The sequence below is a fragment of the Amycolatopsis sp. NPDC049691 genome (assembly GCF_040675005.1).
GTDB lineage: Bacteria > Actinomycetota > Actinomycetes > Mycobacteriales > Pseudonocardiaceae > Amycolatopsis.
In genome coordinates this window covers 18,770-37,426 of sequence record NZ_JBFANX010000036.1, presented here as the reverse complement: position 1 = coordinate 37,426, position 18,657 = coordinate 18,770, and the positions used below count along the sequence as shown (strand labels likewise).

Annotated in this window: 15 protein-coding genes; 5 read left to right on the top strand and 10 right to left on the bottom strand. The window is 73.0% G+C overall.

The annotated features are described in order from the left end of the window. Positions 1 to 57: 57 nt before the first annotated feature. Genes AB0J40_RS45480 through AB0J40_RS45455 form a run of 6 tightly spaced genes read right to left on the bottom strand, consistent with a single transcriptional unit; the run spans position 58 to position 7,677 of the window. Positions 58 to 1,278, bottom strand: coding sequence for an MFS transporter (locus AB0J40_RS45480; protein ID WP_364466563.1), 1,221 nt, complete (start codon positions 1,276 to 1,278; stop codon positions 58 to 60). Between the two features lie 12 nt (positions 1,279 to 1,290). After that, entirely contained in the window at positions 1,291 to 2,337 is a 1,047-nt protein-coding gene (locus AB0J40_RS45475) for a ketoacyl-ACP synthase III (protein WP_364466561.1), read from the bottom strand. Positions 2,338 to 2,362: 25 nt separating this feature from the next. Next, positions 2,363 to 3,616, bottom strand: coding sequence for an ATP-grasp domain-containing protein (locus tag AB0J40_RS45470; protein ID WP_364466559.1), 1,254 nt, complete (start codon positions 3,614 to 3,616; stop codon positions 2,363 to 2,365). A gap of 11 nt (positions 3,617 to 3,627) precedes the next feature. Continuing rightward, complete coding sequence (locus tag AB0J40_RS45465; protein ID WP_364466557.1) at positions 3,628 to 5,574, bottom strand: biotin carboxylase N-terminal domain-containing protein; 1,947 nt, start codon at positions 5,572 to 5,574, stop codon at positions 3,628 to 3,630. A 7-nt stretch (positions 5,575 to 5,581) separates the two neighbouring features. After that, positions 5,582 to 7,186, bottom strand: a complete 1,605-nt coding sequence (locus tag AB0J40_RS45460; protein WP_364466555.1) for a carboxyl transferase domain-containing protein — start codon at positions 7,184 to 7,186, stop codon at positions 5,582 to 5,584. Continuing rightward, a complete protein-coding gene (locus AB0J40_RS45455; protein ID WP_364466552.1) occupies positions 7,183 to 7,677 on the bottom strand; it encodes a hypothetical protein in 495 nt (164 codons plus the stop codon). Before AB0J40_RS45455 ends, AB0J40_RS45460 begins: the two co-directional genes overlap by 4 nt. A 14-nt stretch (positions 7,678 to 7,691) precedes the next feature. Between AB0J40_RS45455 and AB0J40_RS45450 the strand changes: the two genes are divergently transcribed. Continuing rightward, the gene (locus tag AB0J40_RS45450; protein WP_364466550.1) at positions 7,692 to 10,583 is read left to right on the top strand and encodes an AAA family ATPase; all 2,892 of its coding nucleotides are present in this window, start codon (positions 7,692 to 7,694) and stop codon (positions 10,581 to 10,583) included. Positions 10,584 to 10,589: 6 nt separating this feature from the next. Here AB0J40_RS45450 and AB0J40_RS45445 read toward each other — a convergent pair whose 3' ends face one another. The 4 genes from AB0J40_RS45445 to AB0J40_RS45430 are packed head-to-tail and all read right to left on the bottom strand — an operon-like array spanning position 10,590 to position 13,652. After that, entirely contained in the window at positions 10,590 to 11,531 is a 942-nt protein-coding gene (locus tag AB0J40_RS45445) for an ABC transporter substrate-binding protein (RefSeq protein WP_364466548.1), read from the bottom strand. A gap of 8 nt (positions 11,532 to 11,539) precedes the next feature. Continuing rightward, positions 11,540 to 12,307, bottom strand: a complete 768-nt coding sequence (locus AB0J40_RS45440) for an amino acid ABC transporter ATP-binding protein (RefSeq protein ID WP_364466546.1) — start codon at positions 12,305 to 12,307, stop codon at positions 11,540 to 11,542. Beyond that, complete coding sequence (locus AB0J40_RS45435; RefSeq protein ID WP_364466544.1) at positions 12,304 to 13,170, bottom strand: amino acid ABC transporter permease; 867 nt, start codon at positions 13,168 to 13,170, stop codon at positions 12,304 to 12,306. Before AB0J40_RS45435 ends, AB0J40_RS45440 begins: the two co-directional genes overlap by 4 nt. Further along, the gene (locus AB0J40_RS45430; RefSeq protein ID WP_364466542.1) at positions 13,167 to 13,652 is read right to left on the bottom strand and encodes a GNAT family N-acetyltransferase; all 486 of its coding nucleotides are present in this window, start codon (positions 13,650 to 13,652) and stop codon (positions 13,167 to 13,169) included. The genes AB0J40_RS45435 and AB0J40_RS45430 overlap by 4 nt, the downstream gene beginning before the upstream one ends. Before the next feature lie 196 nt (positions 13,653 to 13,848). On the opposite strand from AB0J40_RS45430, the gene AB0J40_RS45425 reads away from it, so the two are divergent. From AB0J40_RS45425 to AB0J40_RS45410, 4 genes are all read left to right on the top strand, one after another. Next, a complete protein-coding gene (locus tag AB0J40_RS45425; RefSeq protein WP_364466540.1) occupies positions 13,849 to 14,166 on the top strand; it encodes an LLM class flavin-dependent oxidoreductase in 318 nt (105 codons plus the stop codon). After that, entirely contained in the window at positions 14,167 to 15,999 is a 1,833-nt protein-coding gene (locus AB0J40_RS45420; protein ID WP_364466538.1) for an LLM class flavin-dependent oxidoreductase, read from the top strand. Between the two features lie 109 nt (positions 16,000 to 16,108). Beyond that, positions 16,109 to 17,314: an LLM class flavin-dependent oxidoreductase gene (locus AB0J40_RS45415; protein WP_364466536.1), complete on the top strand. Its 1,206-nt coding sequence runs from the start codon at positions 16,109 to 16,111 to the stop codon at positions 17,312 to 17,314. Positions 17,315 to 17,325: 11 nt separating this feature from the next. Beyond that, positions 17,326 to 18,657, top strand: coding sequence for an NtaA/DmoA family FMN-dependent monooxygenase (locus AB0J40_RS45410; protein ID WP_364466534.1), 1,332 nt, complete (start codon positions 17,326 to 17,328; stop codon positions 18,655 to 18,657).

Genomic DNA, 18,657 nt, shown 5'->3' with positions numbered 1-18,657 from the left:
GCATCCACGGAATGAGAAGCGGGATTCCCAAGCACTGAACAAACCCGTCCGTTCAGGTCACGCGATCTGCGGCTCGGCCGCAGCCGAGCGTGACCGGTCGCGTTCGGCCCAGCGGACCACCGCCGGAACGGCCAGGCCGGTCGCGGCGAAGATGCCCCCGATCACGAACCACCCCGGAGTGCCCCAGGTGATGCACAGGGCGATCAGCACCGCCGGCCCCAGCGTCACGCCGAGCCCCAGTCCCATCCCGAACAGGCCCTGGTACTGGCCGACCGCGTGCGGGGGCGCCAGTGTGAACGACAGCTCGAAGCCGCCCGCCGCCTGCCAGAGCTCGCCGATCGTGTGCACGACCACCGCGGCCAGCAGGAGAACGAGCGCCAGCCACGTCGGCGCGCCCGCCATGGCCGCGATCCCCACGCACGCGGCGAAGAACGCGAAGCCGGCACGCCGGAACGCCACCGCGCCCGCCCGGGTCGTGTCGATCCGGCGGCTCGCCCGGACCTGGAAGAACACCACGATCACCGTGTTGACCACCATGACGCCGGAGATCGTCCAGTTCGGCGCCGTGGTCCGGGCGACCAGCCACAGCGGGACCGCCGCCGTCAGCACCCGGTACTGGATCGCCAGCACGCCGTCGAGCAGGGTCAGCACCAGGTACGGCCGGTCCCGCAGGGCGATCCAGCGAGGACCCGCACCCGCGGGGCGGGGCGGGACCGCCGGCAGGAACAGCACGATGGCCGTGCTCGCCGCGTAGGACAGCGCGCTGCCGCCGATCAGCAGCAGGTACGCGTTGCGGGTGTCGGCCGCGACGCCCCAGCCGGCCAGCAACGCGCCGAGCGCGATGCCGAGGTTGGTCACCGAGCGCAGGTAGCCGCGGAACTCGGCCGGCCGGTCGCCGCCGTATTCCTGCACCAGCGGGCTGCGAGCCGCCGGTCCGGCGGTCTGGGCCGCCGCGCCGAGACTGGCGAAGGCCACAAAGGACCAGAAGTCCCCGGCCAGGCACAGGCCCGTCATGGAGATCGCGCCGAGCACGAGCGTGAGCGCGTAGACCGTGCGGGCGCCGTGGCGGTCGGCGAGGTGCCCGAACGGGATCCCGGCCGCCAGCGACACCGCGCCCGCGATGGTCAACCCGGCGCCGACCTGCCCGGCGGGCAGGTGCACGGCCCGGGTGAAGTACAGGACGCCGGCGGTCAGGTAGACGCCGTAGCCGGTCATCGTGACCAGGGTCGCCACGGCGAGCAGGCGGGGTGGTCCGCCGCGGGGCAGGAGCGCGGGCATGGCAGGCCTTTCTCAGCGATGGGACAGGGCGCCGGCGTGGTCCTCGGCACCGGCTTCGGGACGCGGGAGCGCGGCGGTCCAGCGGCACAGGCCGACGCCGAGGTTCATGCCGCCGCCGAACCCGGCCAGCAGCACGACGTCCCCGGCCCGCAGCGCACCGGACCGGTGGGCGGTGTCGAGGGTGATCGGCACGGACGCCGCGCCGGTGTTGCCGAACTCCCCGACGGTCAGGTGCAGCCGCGCGTTCGGCAGGTCGAGCCCGCCCGCCAGCTCGCGCAGCATGACGCCGTTCGCCTGGTGCGGCACGAAGTGGTCGACAGCGGCGCCGGGCACCCCGCTTTCGCGCAGCGCCGCCGTGATCGCGCCGGGCACGTGCCCGCTGACGAACTCGCGCACGCCGCGGCCGTTCATCCGGAAGAAGTGCTCGCCGTCCAGCACCGACCGCACCGACGCGGGCAGCCTGCTGCCGCCCGCGCGCACGCCGATCAGCGCGTGCTCGGCGCCGTGTCCGCGCAACCGCGTGCCGATGACACCCGCTCCCGGCGGTACCGCACCGAGTACGACCGCCCCCGCACCGTCACCGAACAGGAACGCCGTCTTCCGGTCACGCCGGTCCAGGATGCGGGAGTAGACGTCGGCGCCGATCACCAACGCGTGGCCGCCGCCGCGCGCGTGCAGCAGCCCCTCGGCCATCGCGAGCGCGTAGACGAACCCGCTGCACACCGCGTTGACGTCGACCGCCGAAGCCGAGCGGGCGCCGATGAGGTGCTGGACCAGGCTGGCCGTGGCCGGTTGCGGGTGGTCCGGCGTGGAGGTGGCGACGACGATGTGGTCGACGTCGTCCGGGCTCAGGCCGGCGGCGAGCAGGGCCCGGTCGGCCGCGATCGCCGCGAGGTTGGAGGTGGCCTGCCCCGGGGCGGCGTACCGGCGTTCGCGGATGCCGGTCTTGCGTTCGATCCACGCCGCGTCGACGCCGGCCGCCGGAGCGAGCTCGGCGTTGGGGACGACGCGGTCGGGCAGGTAGGAGCCGGTGCCGATGATGCCGATGTCGGTGGTCATGTCTTCCTCGGGTCGGCGGACGGGGTCAGCGCAGGGCCCACAGGCCCGGCAGGCGATCGGATTCGGGTTCGGGCACGAACTTCACCGAGTTCACGAGGTCGGCGGCCAGTGCGCGCGCGGCTTCGGCGGTGTCGGCACCGACCACGACGAGGCCGACGCGGTCGCCGGAGCGGTGCAGGGGCCGGATCTCGTCGCCGGGCCGCACGCCCAGTTCGGCGTGCAGGACGGCGGGGTGCGCGAGGACCTCGTCCCAGCCCTCGACGGCGGCGAGCCGGCCCGGCGGCGGCGTGAAGTACCGGACGGCCGCGCCCCGGCTCGGTTCCAGGGGGACGTCCGGGAGCGGGCGCCCCAGCATGTCGTCGAAGACCAGCCCGTACAGCTCGAGGCCGGGGATGGCGTGGGCGAGCATGCGGTGGATCCAGTCGCCGCCGAAGCGGCCGTGCACCTCGCCGAGCACGACCCCGGCCGAGGTGAGCCACAGTTCGACGTGGAAGCCGCCGACACGCAGCCCGAGCGTCTTCAACGCGGCCGAGACCCGCTCTTCGATCTCGTGCCGCCGGGCGTCCGGCAGCGGGGCCGGCAGCACGTGCCCGGTCTCGACGAAGAACGGCGGCGGCACCTTCTCCTTGGCGGTGACCGCGAGGATCTTCGGCTCACCGCCGAGGAAAACGCCCTCGACGCTGAACTCGGGCCCCTCGACGAACTGTTCGACGAGAAACGGCTTGGTGTCCGGCAGCAGCGCGATAGCCGCGGGCAGCCCGGCCGGGTCGGTCACCAGGCTGACTCCCGTGCTGCCCATGGCGTCGCGGGGTTTCACGATCCACGGCCCGGCGTGCTCGCGGAGGAACGCCTCCGCTTCGGCGAGGCCGGCGCACAGCCGCACGACCGGCTGCGGGAAACCGGCGGCGGCCAGTGCTTCGCGGCAGGCGTCCTTGTTCCGGACGCGGTGCACGGCCTCCGGCGGGTTGCCGGGGGCGCCGACCGCCAGGGCCGTCTCGGCGACGGCGACCTGGGCCAGCTCCTGAAGCGCGTAGACGGCGTCGAAGCGCTCACCGCGGGAGCGAGCCCAGGCCGCTGACGCGCCGGGGCGCAGGACGTCCACAGTGGACGCCTCGGCCGCCTTGCCGACGACGTCCGCCGTCGCCGCGAGGACCTCGGCGGTGTTGGTGACGTGCACGCGGATCCCGCGTGCGGCCGCCTGGTCCAGTGCTTCCGCGGCCATGTCGAGGCTGAAGCTGAGCGGCCGGGCACCGCCGACGAACAACAGGGTTTCGGGCATGGGTGTCTCCTTCACGGCTTGAGGGTGACGAGGACCTGGCCGGCGGTGACGCTGTCGCCGGTGACGCACGAGAGCCGGTCCACCGTCCCGGTGAACGGCGCGGCGATGCGGTTCTCCATCTTCATCGCCTCGACCACCACGAGCAGCTCCCCCGCTTCGACCCGGGCACCGGGTTCGCACGGCACGCCGACGACGACCCCGGGCATCGGCGTGCGCACCGCGCCGTCGGACGCTTCGCCGCCGCCTTCGTCGAAAGTGCGGCGCGCCAGGGCGACGCGGTGGCCGCCGACGACGATCTCGTAGCCGCCGGCGGTGGGCAAACCCGTCCAGCGGGTGGTCCCCACCGTGCCGCGGAAGAGCCCGTCGTCCCCACGCCCGCCCAGCACGGTGAACCGGCCGTCGCCGGTTTCGACGTGCAGCCCCGACCGGTCCCTGGCCAGTATCCGGGCCTCGTGGTCGCGGCCGCCGGACCGCAGGGTGATCCGCCCGAGGGGCGCTTCCGGGTCGAGCGCGGCGCGGTCGAACGCCCCGACCGCGCCGGTCCACGGTGACGCGGGCAGCTCCGGCACCGCCATGGCCGCCGCGCACGCGAGTGCTTGCGAGGTCCGGCGGTGCGGAACGGGACGGGCGGTGAGGGCGTCGACGAGGTGGGTGTCCACCCGGCCGTCGACGACCCGCGGCTCGGCCAGCAGCTCGCCGAGGAAGCCGAGGTTCGTGGTCAGCCCGACGAGGGTGGTTCCCTCGATCGCCGTCCGAAGCCGCGCGAGGGCTTCGGCCCGGTTGCCCCCGGCGGCGACGAGCTTCGCCACCATCGGGTCGTAGAAACCCGGCACCGCGCCGGATTCGTCGAAGGCGGCCTCGACGCGGACGTCCGACGGCCAGCGAACGGCTTCGGCGTGCCCCGGAGCCGACCGGAAGCCGTGCTCCGGGTCTTCGGCGTACACCCGGCACTCGATCGCGTGCCCGGTGGCCTGGATCCGCCACTGCGGCAGCGGGAGCGGCTCGCCGTCGGCGACGCGCAGCTGCCATTCGACGAGGTCGAGCCCAGTGATTTCCTCGGTGACCGGGTGTTCGACCTGCAGGCGGGTGTTGACCTCGAGGAAGAAGAACCGCCCCTCGCCGTCGAGGATGAACTCGAACGTGCCCGCCCCGACGTAGCCGAGTGCGGTGGCGCCGCGTACTGCCGCGTCCAGCAAGGCGTGGCGCGTCGTCGCGGACAGGTTGGGCGCGGGCGCCTCTTCGACGATCTTCTGGTGCCGCCGCTGCAGCGAGCACTCCCGCTCGAAGAGGTGGACGACGTTCCCGTGCCGGTCGCCGAAGACCTGCACCTCGATGTGCCGCGGTGCGGCGACGTACCCTTCGGCCAGCAGCCTGCCGTCGCCGAACCCGGCCCGCCCCAGCCGGACGGCCTCGGCGACCGCCTCGGGCAGCTCGGCTTCGTCGTGCACCACGCGCATGCCTTTGCCGCCGCCTCCAGCGACCGGCTTGAGGATCACCGGGTAGCCGATCCGGCGAGCGTCGGCGAGCAGGACCTCCGCGGACTCGGTCGCGTGCTCGGAGCCCGGCAGCACCGGCACTCCGGCCGCGGCCAGCAGCTCCCGGGCGCGGGCCTTGTCCCCCATCGCCTCGATCGTGACCGCGTCCGGTCCGATGTAGACCAGTCCGGCTTCGGTGACGCGGGCGGCTAACTCCGGGTTCTCCGACAGGAAACCATAACCGGGGTGGACGGCGTCGCAGTCGGTGCTCAGGGCCGCGCCGACGACCGCGCCGATGTCGAGGTAGCTCTCCCGGGCCGGCGACGGTCCGATGTGGACGGTATCGACCGCACCCGCCAGGTGGGCCGCCCCGGCGTCCGCGGCGGAGTGCACGGCCACGTAGTCCACGTCCAGCCGGCGGCAGGTGCGGGCGATGCGGCGGGCGATTTCCCCGCGGTTGGCGATCAGCACACGTTTCGGCATCGTCCCCTCACATCCTGAAGACCCCGAAGCGGGTCTCCCGCTTCGGCGCGTCGGCGGCCATGGCCAGGCACAACGCCAGCCAGTCCCGCGTCTCGACCGGATCCACGACGGCGTCGACCCACAGCCGGGCCGCGTAGTACAGCGGCCGCGCCTGCCGCTCGTAGGCGGTCAGGATCGGCTCGCGGATCGCCGCCTCCTCTTCGGGCGTGAGGTCGCGGCCCTCCTTGGCGAGCTGGTCACCGCGGATCAGCGTCATCACCTTGGCCGTCTGCTCCGCGCCGACGACCGTGGAGCGCGCGCTGGGCCACATGGCCATCAGCTGCGAGCCCATGGACCGTCCGCACATGGCGAAGTTGCCGGCGCCGTAGCTGCCGCCGATGACCAGGCTGAACTTCGGCACCTTCGCGCAGGACACGGCGTTGACGAGCTTGGCGCCGTGCTTGGTGATCCCGCCCGCCTCGTATTCGGCACCGACCATGAACCCGTTGATGTTGTGCAGGAACAGCAGCGGGATGTCCCGCTGCGCGCACACCTCGATGAAGTTCGCCGCCTTCTGCGCGCTCTCGGAGAACAGGACGCCGTCGTTGATCAGCACGCCGGCCGGGTAGCCACCGACGTGCCCGGTGCCGCAGACGATCGTCGGCCCGAACCGGGCGCGGTATTCGGTGAACTCGCTGTCGTCGAGCAGCCGGGCGAGGACCTCGCGCGCCGGGATGTGTTCCTTGAGCCCGGCACTGACCACGCCGGGCAGCTCGGCGGGGTCGTACTTCGGCGGTCTGGGTGTCCGCGGTGGCGGGGACAGCTTCGGCCGTGGGCTGCGTGCGGCCAGGTCGCGCAGGATCTCGAGGGCGTGGTCGTCGTTTTCGGCGAGGTGGTCGGCGACGCCGGTGACGCGGGTGTGCAGATCGGCGCCGCCGAGCGTCTCCGCGTCGACGACCTCGCCGGTCGCCGCGCGAACCAGCTGCGGGCCGCCGAGGAACACCGTGCCGGTGCCGCGGACCATCACCGTCTCGTCGCACATCGCCGGGATGTAGGCGCCGCCCGCGGTGCACGAGCCCATCACCGCGGCCAGCTGCGGCAGCCCTTCGGCCGACAGCTCGGCGATGTTCCGGAAGATGCGGCCGAGGTGGTCCTCGTCGGGGAACAGGTCCTCCTGCAGCGGCAGGAACACCCCGCCGGAGTCGACCAGGTAGATGCAGCCCAGGCCGTTCTCCCGCGCGATCTTCTGCCCGCGCAGGTGCTTGCGGACGCCGAGCGGGAAGTAGGTGCCGCCCTTCACCGTGGCGTCGTTGGCGAACACCACGAACGGCCGCCCGGCCACGAGCCCGATCCCGACCACGAGCGCGGCCGAGGGCACCGGCTCGTCGTAGACGTCGTGCGCGGCGAGCTGGCCGATCTCCAGCAGCGGCGTGCCGGGGTCCAGGAGCCGCGTGACGCGCTGCCGGGCGGTCAGCTTCCCGCGGGCGGCGTGCTTGCGGTGGGCCGGTTCGCTGCCGCCGGCGAGCGCCGCCGCGCGGGCGGCGGCGATGACCTCGCGGTTGGCTTCGAAATCCTCGACGTTACGCCGGAAATCCGGCGAAGTGACGTCGATGTGCGAGAGCAGCGCGGTCACGCTTCCCCCAGCGAGCCGAGCAGGGCGGCGAACCGCTCGATCTCGGCCGTCGTCATACTGGCGCGCAGCATGATCCGCAGGCCCGCCTTGCCGCGGCCGATGATCGGGAAGAAGATCGGCGAGACGTAGAACCCGTTGCGGAACAGGCCCTGGGCGAGCCGGACCGTGGCGTCCTCCGAGCCGACCCGGACGAACCGGATCGGCAGCCCGTCCCCGCGTTCCCCGGTTTCCACCAGGCGGTCGAAGAGCGCGATGTTGTCCTGCAGCCGCTGCTGCAGCCGGGTCAGCTCGTCGGTCCGGTGGAGTTCCGCGGAGGCGAGCACCCCGCCCAGGCCCGCGGTGTTGATCCGCTGCGACCACATCAGCGGCCCGCCGTTGCGCTGCGCGGTGTCCAGCCGCCACTGCGAACCCCGCTTGCCGAGGAAGATCGCTCCGCCCGACGCGCCGGGGGGATCAATTCGATGCGTGAATACGATTGTTCCGGTGATCATGCCGCTTTCCCGGCATGCTGATCCGCTCGCCGGAAGTCGTCGGCCGCGACGGTGAGCTGCGGGAATCGGCCAAGGCGCTCGACAACGCGCTGGCCGGGCACGGCAGCGCCGTCTTCTTCGTCGGGGAAAGCGGGATCGGGAAGTCCCGCCTCGCCCGGGAGCTGGCCGCCCGGGCCGCCGGACGCGGTGCCCGGGTGCTGCGCGGCAGCGGCAGCGCCCTCGGTCCGGCGGTGCCGTTCCGGCCGCTGGCCGAGGCGCTGTTTTCGCTGACCAGGGACGCCGAACCGGTCGACGTCGGCGACCTGGGCCCGTACCTGCCGGCGCTGGGCGTGCTGGTGCCCGACTGGCGCGGCGGCCCGGCGGACGATCCGGCGCCACCGCTGCTGGTGGTCGCCGAAGCCGTGCTGCGCCTGCTCACCGTCGTCGGCCGCGCCGGCGGCTGCGTGCTCGTGCTCGACGACCTGCAGCACACCGACGCGGAAACCCTCTTCGTGCTGGAGTACCTGCTCGACAACCTGGGGTCGGCCCGGGTGCTGCTGATCGGCACGATCCGCGACGACGCCTCCGCCGCTCGCGACATCGCCCGGTCGGCGGCCAGGCACGGCGTCTGCTCGCTGCGCACGCTGCGGCGGCTGGGTCGCGACGACGTCCACGAGATGGTCGCCGCCTGCCTCGGCACCGACCGCGAGCGCGTGCCGCCCGCCACGGCCACGCACCTGTGGCAGCTCAGCTCCGGGATCCCGTTCCTCGTCGAGGAACTGCTGCACGAGCTGGTCGAGGACCGGATGCTGGCCGAAGGACCCGGCGGCTGGCACGTGACGGACCGATCGGCGGGCACCGTGCCCGCGGCGCTGGTCACCAGCGTCGCCGCGCGGATGGCGAAACTCGGGCCGGCGAGTGCGGACCAGCTGGCCGCCGCGGCCGTCCTCGGTCACCGGTTCCCCGCCGCGGTGGTGCAGCGGGCCGCCGGCGCCGACGACCGGACCGTGACGGCCTTCCTCGAGTCCGCCGTCGACGCGCAGTTCATCGAACCCGACTCGACGGCGGTCGGCTGGTACGTCTTCGGGCACCCGCTGACGGTCGAGGCGGTCCTCACCCAGCTGGGTCCCGCCCGGCGCGCCGAACTCGCCCGGCTGGCCGCCGACGCCGCGGAACTGCTCTACCCGGGGCTGCCCGGGGACTGGTGCGCGCGGACCGCGCGGCTGCGGCAGCTCGCGGGCGACCGCGCCGCGGCCGGACGGCTGTTCGCCGATGCCGGGCAGCGGGCGGTCGCGGAGGCCGCCGCCGGCACCGCGGTCACCTTGCTGCACCAGGCCGACGCGCTGTTGACCGACAGTCCCGACCTGCCGCTGCGGGGTGCCGTCCTCGAATCGCTGCTGCACGCGCTCGCCGAGACCGGGCAGGTCGACCGTGCGTTCGCCTTGACCGGCAGGTTTTCCGAGGTCGGGCTGTTCGACCGGGCCGCGGCGCTGCACGCGCGGCTGGCCTGGGCCGCGCACCTCGCCGGCCGGACCGGCGACGCACTCGCCCAGGTGACCGCGGCCCGCACCCGGCTCGGGCCCGCCGGCGGCGACCGGCAACGCGCCGCGGTCGACGCCGTCCACGCCCTCATCCTCGTCGAGGCGCCGGGCCACGGCCGCGCCGGAGAAGCCGGGACGCTCGCCGCGGCCGCGCTGGAGCAGGCCCGGCGAAGCGGCGACCCGGTCGGCACGGTGCAGGCGCTGCTGGGGCTCGCCGGCCTCGCCCGCGACCCGGCGGAGGCACGGGACCACCTCGAACGGGCGCGGCAGCTCACCGAAACCCACCGGCTCCCCCTGTGGCGCACGCACGTCCTGCTGCGGCTGGGCGTGCACGCGGCACTGGCGGACGGGGACGCCGGAGAGCTGGTCCTGGCCCGTGAGCAGGCGGAGCGCGGCGGCGCGGTCGCGGCAGCCCACGCGGCCGAGGCCGACGCGGTCCTGCACGGGCCGGTGCTCGGCGGGGAGTACCGCGTCGCCGGGCGGCGGCTCGTGGACCTGGCGACCAGCGCCGCGCGGCACCACCTCGACGCCGTAGCCGCGCGAACGCACGTCATCCGCGCGGTCCACGCGGCACACCAGGCGGACCGGGCCGGCATGGCGCGGGCGATCACCGGCTTCCGCGCGGCGGGCGGCGCCCACCACCCGGACCTCGCGCTGTGCCTGGGCTTGGCCCAGGCGTTCTGCGCCTTGCTGGAGGAGGACCGCGACCGGGCCCGGCGCGACCTCAAGCTCGCGCGAGCCCACGAGCCCGGCGACCCGCCCCTGGCCGGGCGACACGGAATCGAGCTGCTGCTCGGCGTCCTCGCCGGCGACCTCGGGCCGGACGAGCTGGCCGCCGCGGCCGCGGCGGAGGAGAGCGGGTTCCGCTGGAACCGGCAGTTCGCCGCCCTCGCGGAGGCGGTGCTCCACGGCCGCCACGGCGACACCGCTCGCGCGGAAAGCGCGGCGAAGGAAGCCCGCGAAGCGGCCCTGCCGTACCGGATGGCCGGGCACCTCGGCGCGCGCCTGGTCGCCGAATCCGCGCTCGCCGACGGCTGGGGCGATCCGGTGCCGTGGCTGCGCAAGGCGGAGGAGTACTTCCACGACGCGGCGATCCCGGCGGTGGCCGGCGCGTGCCGCACGCTGCTGCGGCGGGCCGGGGAGTCCGTGCGGCAACGGCGCCACGGCCTGCACCGGCTCCCGCGCGAGCTGCGCGACGCCGGCGTGACGGTGCGCGAGTACGACGTGTTCCAGCTCCTCGCGCACCGCCTCGGCAACACCGACATCGCCCGGCGCCTGCTGATCTCCCCGAAGACGGTCGAGAAGCACGTCTCCAGCCTGATGACGAAGACGAAGCTTCCCGACCGCGTGACGCTGTTCGACTACGCGGCCGCGATCAGCCGCTGAGCCGGTTCACTTGCGGGGCAGGCCGCGCGGGTTGACTTCCGACGCGGGCAGCGCCTCGGACGTCAGGTTCCAGCGCTTGAGGACTTCGGTGTACTGGCCGTTCTTGATGACCGTGTCCAGCGCCTGCTGCAGGGCCTCGACCAGGCCGTCGTCCTTTTTGGTCATCGCCGCGATGTCGGCCGGGACGGTGCCACCGCCGGAGACCGTGCCGACGATCTTCGTCTTGCCGTCGACGGCGACGTGGTAGGCCGAGGTCGGGTTCGGGCCGACGTAGGCGTCGATGCGGCCCGACTGCAAGGCCAGGTAGTAGTCGGAGGTCGCCTGGTAGTACTGGAACTTCACCGGCGCCAGGCCGGCCGCCTTGTTCTGCTGGTCCCAGCGCAGCAGGATCTGCTCCTGGTTCGTCCCGGCGCCGACACCCACGGTGAGTCCGGCGATGTCCTTCGGTTCGCGCACCGAGATGTTCTTCTCGTTCTTGACCTCGAAGGCGATGGTGTCCTTGCGGTAGGTCGCGAAGTCGTACTTGTCCTTGCGCTCCTCGGTCACCGTGATGTTGGAGAACCCGGCGTCGAACTGGCGGTTCTCCACCGAGAGGAAGAGGTTCTCCCACGACGACGCCCGCAGGTCGAGCTTCAGCCCGAGCACGTCGGCGACGAGCTGCGCGAGGTCGGGCTCGACGCCGATGACCGTCTTGTCGTCGTCCGCGCGGAAGGACAGCGGCGGGGTGCCGTTGCCGGTCGTCCCGACGACGAGCGTGCCGCGCGCGCGGATGTCGGCGGGGACGAGCGCGGCGAGCGCGTCGACCTTCTGCGCCCGGATCCGGTTCTGGTCGGCGGTGATGTTGACGCCACCGGGCCGGTCGCTCGGCGCGCTCGTGGTCGCCGCTTCGGGACTGCCGCACGCGGCGAGCGCGAACACCGAAGCGAGCAGCAGGGTTCTCAGTTTCATGACTCTCCTCAAAGGACCTTCTCGACGAAGGCACGGGTGCGGGGGTGCCGCGGGTGGTCGAGGACTTCGGCGGGCGGGCCCTGTTCGACGACGCGGCCTCCGTCGAGGAAGACGACGGTGTCGGCGACCTCGCGCGCGAAGCCCAGCTCGTGGGTGACGACGACCATCGTCGTGCCCGCCTTCGCCAGGTCGCGGATGACTTCCAGGACCTCGCCGACCAGCTCGGGGTCGAGCGCGGAGGTGGGTTCGTCGAAGAGCAGGACGCCGGGTTCGAGCGCCAGCGCCCGCGCGATCGCGACCCGCTGCTGCTGGCCACCGGACAGCCGGCGCGGGTACTGGTCCGCCTTGTCCGCGAGCCCGACCCGGTCCAGCAGCTCGCGGGCCTTGGCCTCGGCTTCGGCGCGGGGACGGCGTTGCGCGGAGATCGGTGCCTCGACGACGTTCTCCAGCACCGTCAGGTGGCCGAACAGGTTGAAGTTCTGGAAGACGAACCCGATCTTCGTGCGCTGCTTGAGGATCTCGCGCTCCTTGAGCTCGTGCAGGCGGTCGCCGGAGCGGCGGTAGCCCATCAGCTCGCCGTCGACGCTGATGAACCCGCGGTCGGCGCGCTCGAGGTGGTTGATCAGCCGCAGCAGCGTCGACTTCCCGGAGCCGGACGGTCCGAGCAGGACGGTCACTTCCCCGTGGCGCACCCGGAGATCCACGCCGTCGAGAACGGTCAGCGTCCCGAATCTCTTGTGGACGCCACGGACGTCCACTGTGTACTCCGCGGTCATGCGCCACGCCCCAGGCGGCGCTCGACGTAGTACTGCGCGACCGACAGCACGGTGGTCAGCGCGAGGTACCAGGCGGTGGCCACCAGCAGCAGCGGGATCACCCGGCCGCTGCGCGTGTAGATCACCTGCACCTGGTAGAACAGCTCCGGCAGCGCCATCACGTACACCTGCGAGGTCGCCTTGAGCAGGCCGATGATCTCGTTGGCCGCGGTCGGCACGATCGTGCGCAGCGCCTGGGGCAGCACGATCCGGCGGAACTGCCGCCCGGCCGGGATGCCCAGCGCCGCGGCGGCTTCGCGCTGCCCCGCGTCCACCGAGAGGAACCCGGCGCGCACGATCTCCGCGGCGTAGGCGCCCTGGTGCAGGGCCAGCCCGAGACCGGCCGCGAAGAACGGCGGGATCAGGCTCATCGTCCCGACCGAGACGAACGACGGGCCGAACGGGACGCCGAAGGAAATCTCGTTGTAGAGGATCGCGAGGTTGTACCAGAACAGCAGCTGCAGGATGAGCGGCACCGACCGGAAAATCCACGTGTAGGTCCAGCTGACCGCGCGCAGCAGCGGATTCCGGGAAATGCGCATCAACGCCAGCACGGTACCGAGGAGGAACCCGGCCACGACACCGAACAACGTCAGTTCGAGCGTCAGCGCGACCGCTTCCAAGATCGATTTCTGGAAGACGAACTTCGCGAACGTCGGCCAGTCGAACGCCTTGTTGGTCACCAGCGCGTGCACGGCCATCGCGACGAGAACCGCCACGGCAGCGGCGGCGAGCCAGGTCAACGGCCGCCGCGCGGGAACGATCTTCAGCGCTTCTTCCGGTGTCGCGGAGGGAGCGGGCCGCGTTCCGAGATCGCTGGTCATCTGGCCCCCACCGCCGCGGGAAGTGCTTTCGAGAAGGGCAATCGCGTCCGGGGCACGGCGTGGACGTCGAAGTGCGGCGTGTAGCCGGTGGCCAAGTAGAGCCCCCGTGCCTCGGGCTGGTTCGGGCCCGTGGTGAGGAAGATCCGGGTGTACCCGCGCCGGCCGGCTTCGGCCTCCAGCTCCGCGACCACGCGGCGGGCGAGGCCCTGACCGCGGTGCGCCCGGTGCGTCCAGATCCGTTTGAGCTCGGCGGTTTCTTCGTCGTAGCGCTGGAAGGCACCACCCGCGACCGCGACGCCGTCCGTCAGGAGCAGCACCAAGCCGCCGTGTGGCGGAGCGAACCGCTCGGGTGGGTACTCGCGGAGTTCGAAGTGGACGTCGTCGAGCACGCGGTGGTAGCGCGCCGAATACTCGCGGGCCAGGTCGGCGAGCAAGGGCCGGACCCGCGGATCAGACTGGGCGACCCAGACGGATTCGGGCATGGGGGTACCTGTTCCGGAAAAGGAAAGGGAGAAAAGCGCGGGCGCTTTCCGCTGACACCGACGAACCTTAGGAAGCGCGCCGGGTCAGGTCAACGAGCCGGCCGCGGATTCCAGATCCTGGACGAGGAACCCCGCGCCGCGGTCCACATCCTGAACGTGTGTGCACCGAGGCCGGGCACCGGATAGCTGTGATGGCATGACTTCTCGCAGCCTGCACGTCGCCGTGGCGCTGGCCGGCGACGGTGCCGCACCCGACCGGCTGTCCCCCGGCACGCTGGCCGGCGTCGTCACCACCGCCGAGCGTGCCGGCTTCACGTTCGCCACTTTCGACGACTCGCCGCTGCCACCGCCCGGCGGGCTACGGCTCGACGCGACCACCCGCGCGGCCTACGTCGCGACGCTGACCGACCGGCTCGGGCTCGCCGCGACCGCCAACGTCACCACGGCCGAGCCGTTCCACCTCGCCGCGCAGCTCGCGAGCCTCGACCACGCCTCGCACGGACGCGCGGCCTGAGTGGTCGGCGCCGACGGCTCGGCCGCGGCCCTGGCCACCGTCGGCGGGTCGCGGCTCGATCCGGACGCGCTGCGGCACGAAGTCGCCGACGTCGTCGAAGTCGTGCGGCGGCTGTGGGACTCGTGGGACGACGACGCCGTCGTCAAGGACGTCACCACCGGGCGGTACCTCGACCCGGACAAGGTCCACCACGTCGACTTCACCGGAGCGCGGTTCTCGGTCAAGGGACCCTCGATCACTCCCCGGCCACCGCAGGGCAGGCCGGTGGTGCTCGCCTCCGACGCCTTGGCCGACACCGCCCGGCCGGACGTCGTGCTCGTGGGCGGCAGCGGCCTCGACGACGTCCGCGACCGCGCCGCGCGGGCGCGGGACACGGGCGCCTTCCTCGTCTTCGCGGAGGTCGAGGTCAGGCTGGGCGACGCGGGACGCCGGACGCACCCGGACCGCCTGCACTACACCGGATCCCCGCTCGGCCTGACCGAACTGCTGGGCTGGCTCGCCGCGAGCGTCGACGGGGTCCGCCTGCACCTCGCGGACCCGGCCGCCCACCTGCCGGTGCTGGCGGGCGAGGTCCTGCCCGCCCTGCGCTCGGAAGGCCTGCTTGTCCCGCCGCGCCCCGGCGCCACGCTTCGCTCGGCCTCCCGCGCCCGGAAAGCGAGTTCGCGTGAGCGCCCGGCTGCACCTCGGCGTGTTCTACACCGGCGTCGGCCCGCAGTTCCTCTGGGACGACCCGTCGAACGCGCCGCACACGGAGATCGAGACGTACGTGTCGGTCGCACGGACGCGATCACCCAGCTGAGCGCGCTGGCCGCCGCCACCACCCGCATCGGGCTGGTCGCCACCCAGAACACCACCTACGACTTCCCGGCCGACCTCGCCCGCCGGTTGTCCTCTTTGGACTTCCTGTCCGGCGGCCGGGCCGGCTGGAACATCGTCACCACCGACAACGCCTGGACCGGCGCCAACTTCCGCCGCGGCGGCCGGCTGGCCCACGAGCGCCGGTACGAACGGGCGGAGCAGTTCGTCGAAGCCGCCCTGGCGCTGTGGTCCGGCGACGGGCCGGTGGACCGGCACACCGACCTGGTGAACGTGCGAGCGACCCGGACCGTGCCGCCCAGCCCGCAGGGCCGGCCGGTGCTGTTCCAGGCCGGCGACTCCCCCGGCGGCCGTGAACTGGCGGCGAAGTACGCGGACGTCGTCTTCTCGGCCAACACCGCCCACGACCAGGCCGTCGCGTACGCCGAAGACCTGCGCGCCCGCCTGGCCCGCCACGGCCGGCCCGCCGACGCCGTCCGGATCCTGCCCGGCGCGACCGTCGTCCTCGGCGACACCCCCGCCGACGCGGCCGAGCGCGCGGAGGACGTCCGGCGGCGCCAGATCACCCCGCAGCGGGCACTGGCGTTCCTCGAGCAGTACTGGGGCCGGGACCTGTCGGCCTACGACCCGTACGGCCCGCTCCCGGACATCGCGCCCACCGAGGGCGAGCTGGACCCGTCACGCGGGACGATCCCGATCGCCGACCGGACCGGGAAGCTCGAGCGGATCCAGCGGTGGCGGGAGCCGGCCGAGGCGAAGAAGCTGTCCATTCACCAGCTGGTCCTCGAGGTGCAACCGCGTCAGCACGGCTTCGTCGGCACGCCGGGGCAGGTCGCCGACGAATGGGCGCACTACGTCCGCACGCGCGCGGTCGACGGCTTCACCATCAGCCCGCACCTGGTCCCGGCGGCGCTCGACGACGTCGTCGACCGGCTGGTACCCGAGCTGCAGGACCGCGGCGTCTACCGCACCGAGTACGAGGGCACGACGCTGCGGGAGCACCTGGCGCTGCCTTGACGCGGTGACCCTCGGTTTATTCCCGGCGTCCCAGCAGTTGGCCGGTCCCGCCTCGAGCACGCGATCCGGCGCACACTGCGCACATGAGCCGGGAGAAGGGAACGCCGGGATGACCGCAGGAACGGGACCACGGATCGCTGTCGCGCTGGACGGCGCGGGCTGGCACCCCGCCGCCTGGCGCGAACCCGGGGCGCGGCCCCGCGAACTGCTCACCGCCGGCTACTGGGCCGGCCTGGTCCAGGAGGCCGAGGCCGGCAAGCTCGACTTCGTCACCATCGAAGACTCCCTGGCCCTGCAGACGGTGAGCTACCTCGACCGGCCCGGCGAGCGGACCGACATCGTCCAGGGCCGCCTCGACGCCGTGCTCGTCGCCGCCCGCGTCGCGCCGCTGACCTCCCACATCGGGCTCGTGCCGACCGCGGTCGTCACCCACACCGAGCCGTTCCACCTGTCCAAGGCCATCGCCACGCTCGACTACGTCAGCACCGGACGCGCCGGCGTGCGCGTGCAGGTCGCCGGGCGCGCCGCGGACAACCGGCACTTCGGCCGCCGCGAATTCGGCGAGTTCCGGCTCGAGGACTCCGCCGAGCCGGACAAACCCAGCCCCCTCAAGGACCTCTTCGACGAAGCCGCCGACTACGTCGAGGTGCTACGGCGGCTCTGGGACTCCTGGGAGGACGACGCCGAGATCCGCGACGTCGCCACCGGCCGGTTCATCGACCGCGACAAGCTGCACTACATCGACTTCGCCGGGCGCTGGTTCTCGGTCAAGGGCCCGTCGATCACGCCACGCCCGCCGCAGGGCCAGCCGCCGGTCACCTCGCTGGCCCACGCCGCCATCCCCTACCGCCTGGCCGCCCGCTCGGCCGACGTCGTCTACGTAACGCCTTTCGACCGCGGACAGGCCACCACGATCATCGCCGCGGTGCGCGACGAACAGGAGCAGGCCGGACGTGGCGCCGAAACCCTGCACGTCTTCGGCGACATCGTCGTGTTCCTCGACGAGACCGAGCAGGCGGCCGCGGACCGCAAGGCACGGCTCGACGACCGGTTCGGGGCGGCGTACACCTCCGACGCGCACATCTTCACCGGCACCCCGGCCGGGCTCGCCGACCTGCTGCTCGACTGGCACAGCGCGGGGCTCTCCGGCTTCCGGCTGCGCCCCGGCGCGGTGCCGCACGACCTCACCGCGATCACCCGCGCCCTGGTCCCCGAACTGCGGTCCCGCGGCGCCTTCCGGACCGGGTACGAAGCGGACACCCTCCGCGGCCTGCTCGGTCTTCCCCGGCCCGCCAACCGCTACGCCGCCGTCTGAGGAGGCCTCGAATGTCCCGGAAGCAGATCCACCTCGCGGCGCACTTCCCCGGCGTCAACAACACGACCGTGTGGAGCGACCCCGAGGCGGGCAGCCACATCCAGTTCAGCTCGTTCGTCAAGCTGGCGCAGACGGCCGAGCGCGCGAAGTTCGACTTCTTCTTCCTCGCCGAGGGCCTGCGGCTGCGCGAGCAGAACGGGCGGATCTACGACCTCGACGTCGTCGGCCGTCCGGACACCTTCACCGTGCTGTCCGCCCTGGCCGCGGTCACCGAACGGCTCGGCCTGGCCGGCACGATCAATTCGACCTTCAACGAGCCGTTCGAGGTGGCGCGCCAGTTCGCCTCGCTCGACCACCTCTCCGCCGGGCGCGCCGCGTGGAACGTCGTCACGTCGTGGGACGCCTTCACCGGCGAGAACTTCCGCCGCGGCGGGTTTCTCCCCCAGGACCAGCGCTACCAGCGCGCCGAGACGTTCCTGCGCACCGCATGGGAGCTGTTCGACTCCTGGCGTGGCGACGAGATCGCCGCCGACGGCGCGACCGGCGTGTTCCTGCGCGACCCCGAGGCGGGCGCCTTCGCCCACCACGACGCGCACTTCGACATCGAGGGCCGGTTCCCGGTGCCGCGCAGCCCGCAGGGCCGTCCGGTGATCATCCAGGCCGGTGACTCCGACGAGGGCCGGGAATTCGCGGCGGCCACCGCCGATGCGATCTTCAGCCGCTACGGCACCCTCGAAGCGGGCCAGGCGTTCTACTCCGACGTCAAGGGCCGCCTGGCGAAGTACGGCCGCCGGCCGGAGCAGCTGGTCATCCTGCCCGCGGCGACGTTCGTCCTCGGCGACACCGATGCCGACGCCCACGAGCGCGCCCACGTCGTCCGGCGGCAGCAGGTGAGCCCGCAGACCGCGATCAAGTTCCTCGAACAGGTCTGGAACACCGACCTGAGCGACCACGACCCGGACGGGCCGCTCCCGTCGACGGATCCCGTGGTCGGCGAGACGATCGCGCCCGGCCGGGCCAGCGTCCGCATGTACCGCGACCCCCTCGCCACCGCCCGCGAATGGCGGCAGCTGGCCGAAGCCAAGAACCTGTCCACCCGTGACCTGATCGTCGAAGTCACCGGCAGGCAGACCTTCATCGGCTCGCCCGCGACCGTCGCCGCCGCGATCGACGAGCTGGTCCAGGCCGACGCGAGCGACGGCTTCATCCTCGTCCCGCACGTCACCCCCGGCGGCCTCGACGAGTTCGCCGACACGGTCGTGCCGCTGCTGCAGGAACGCGGGTCGTTCCGGAGCGAGTACACCGGGACGACCCTGCGCGAGCACCTCGGCCTGGACACCTGA

Bases quoted from the DNA above. Each gene is read 5' to 3' on its own strand.
- AB0J40_RS45410 (WP_364466534.1), top strand. From the start codon at position 17,326: ATGTCCCGGAAGCAGATCCACCTCGCGGCGCACTTCCCCGGCGTCAAC.
- AB0J40_RS45430 (WP_364466542.1), bottom strand. From the start codon at position 13,652: ATGCCCGAATCCGTCTGGGTCGCCCAGTCTGATCCGCGGGTCCGGCCC.
- AB0J40_RS45465 (WP_364466557.1), bottom strand. From the start codon at position 5,574: ATGCCGAAACGTGTGCTGATCGCCAACCGCGGGGAAATCGCCCGCCGC.
- AB0J40_RS45415 (WP_364466536.1), top strand. From the start codon at position 16,109: ATGACCGCAGGAACGGGACCACGGATCGCTGTCGCGCTGGACGGCGCG.
- AB0J40_RS45435 (WP_364466544.1), bottom strand. From the start codon at position 13,170: ATGACCAGCGATCTCGGAACGCGGCCCGCTCCCTCCGCGACACCGGAA.
- AB0J40_RS45455 (WP_364466552.1), bottom strand. From the start codon at position 7,677: ATGATCACCGGAACAATCGTATTCACGCATCGAATTGATCCCCCCGGC.
- AB0J40_RS45440 (WP_364466546.1), bottom strand. From the start codon at position 12,307: ATGACCGCGGAGTACACAGTGGACGTCCGTGGCGTCCACAAGAGATTC.
- AB0J40_RS45470 (WP_364466559.1), bottom strand. From the start codon at position 3,616: ATGCCCGAAACCCTGTTGTTCGTCGGCGGTGCCCGGCCGCTCAGCTTC.
- AB0J40_RS45450 (WP_364466550.1), top strand. From the start codon at position 7,692: ATGCTGATCCGCTCGCCGGAAGTCGTCGGCCGCGACGGTGAGCTGCGG.
- AB0J40_RS45425 (WP_364466540.1), top strand. From the start codon at position 13,849: ATGACTTCTCGCAGCCTGCACGTCGCCGTGGCGCTGGCCGGCGACGGT.
- AB0J40_RS45445 (WP_364466548.1), bottom strand. From the start codon at position 11,531: ATGAAACTGAGAACCCTGCTGCTCGCTTCGGTGTTCGCGCTCGCCGCG.
- AB0J40_RS45480 (WP_364466563.1), bottom strand. From the start codon at position 1,278: ATGCCCGCGCTCCTGCCCCGCGGCGGACCACCCCGCCTGCTCGCCGTG.
- AB0J40_RS45475 (WP_364466561.1), bottom strand. From the start codon at position 2,337: ATGACCACCGACATCGGCATCATCGGCACCGGCTCCTACCTGCCCGAC.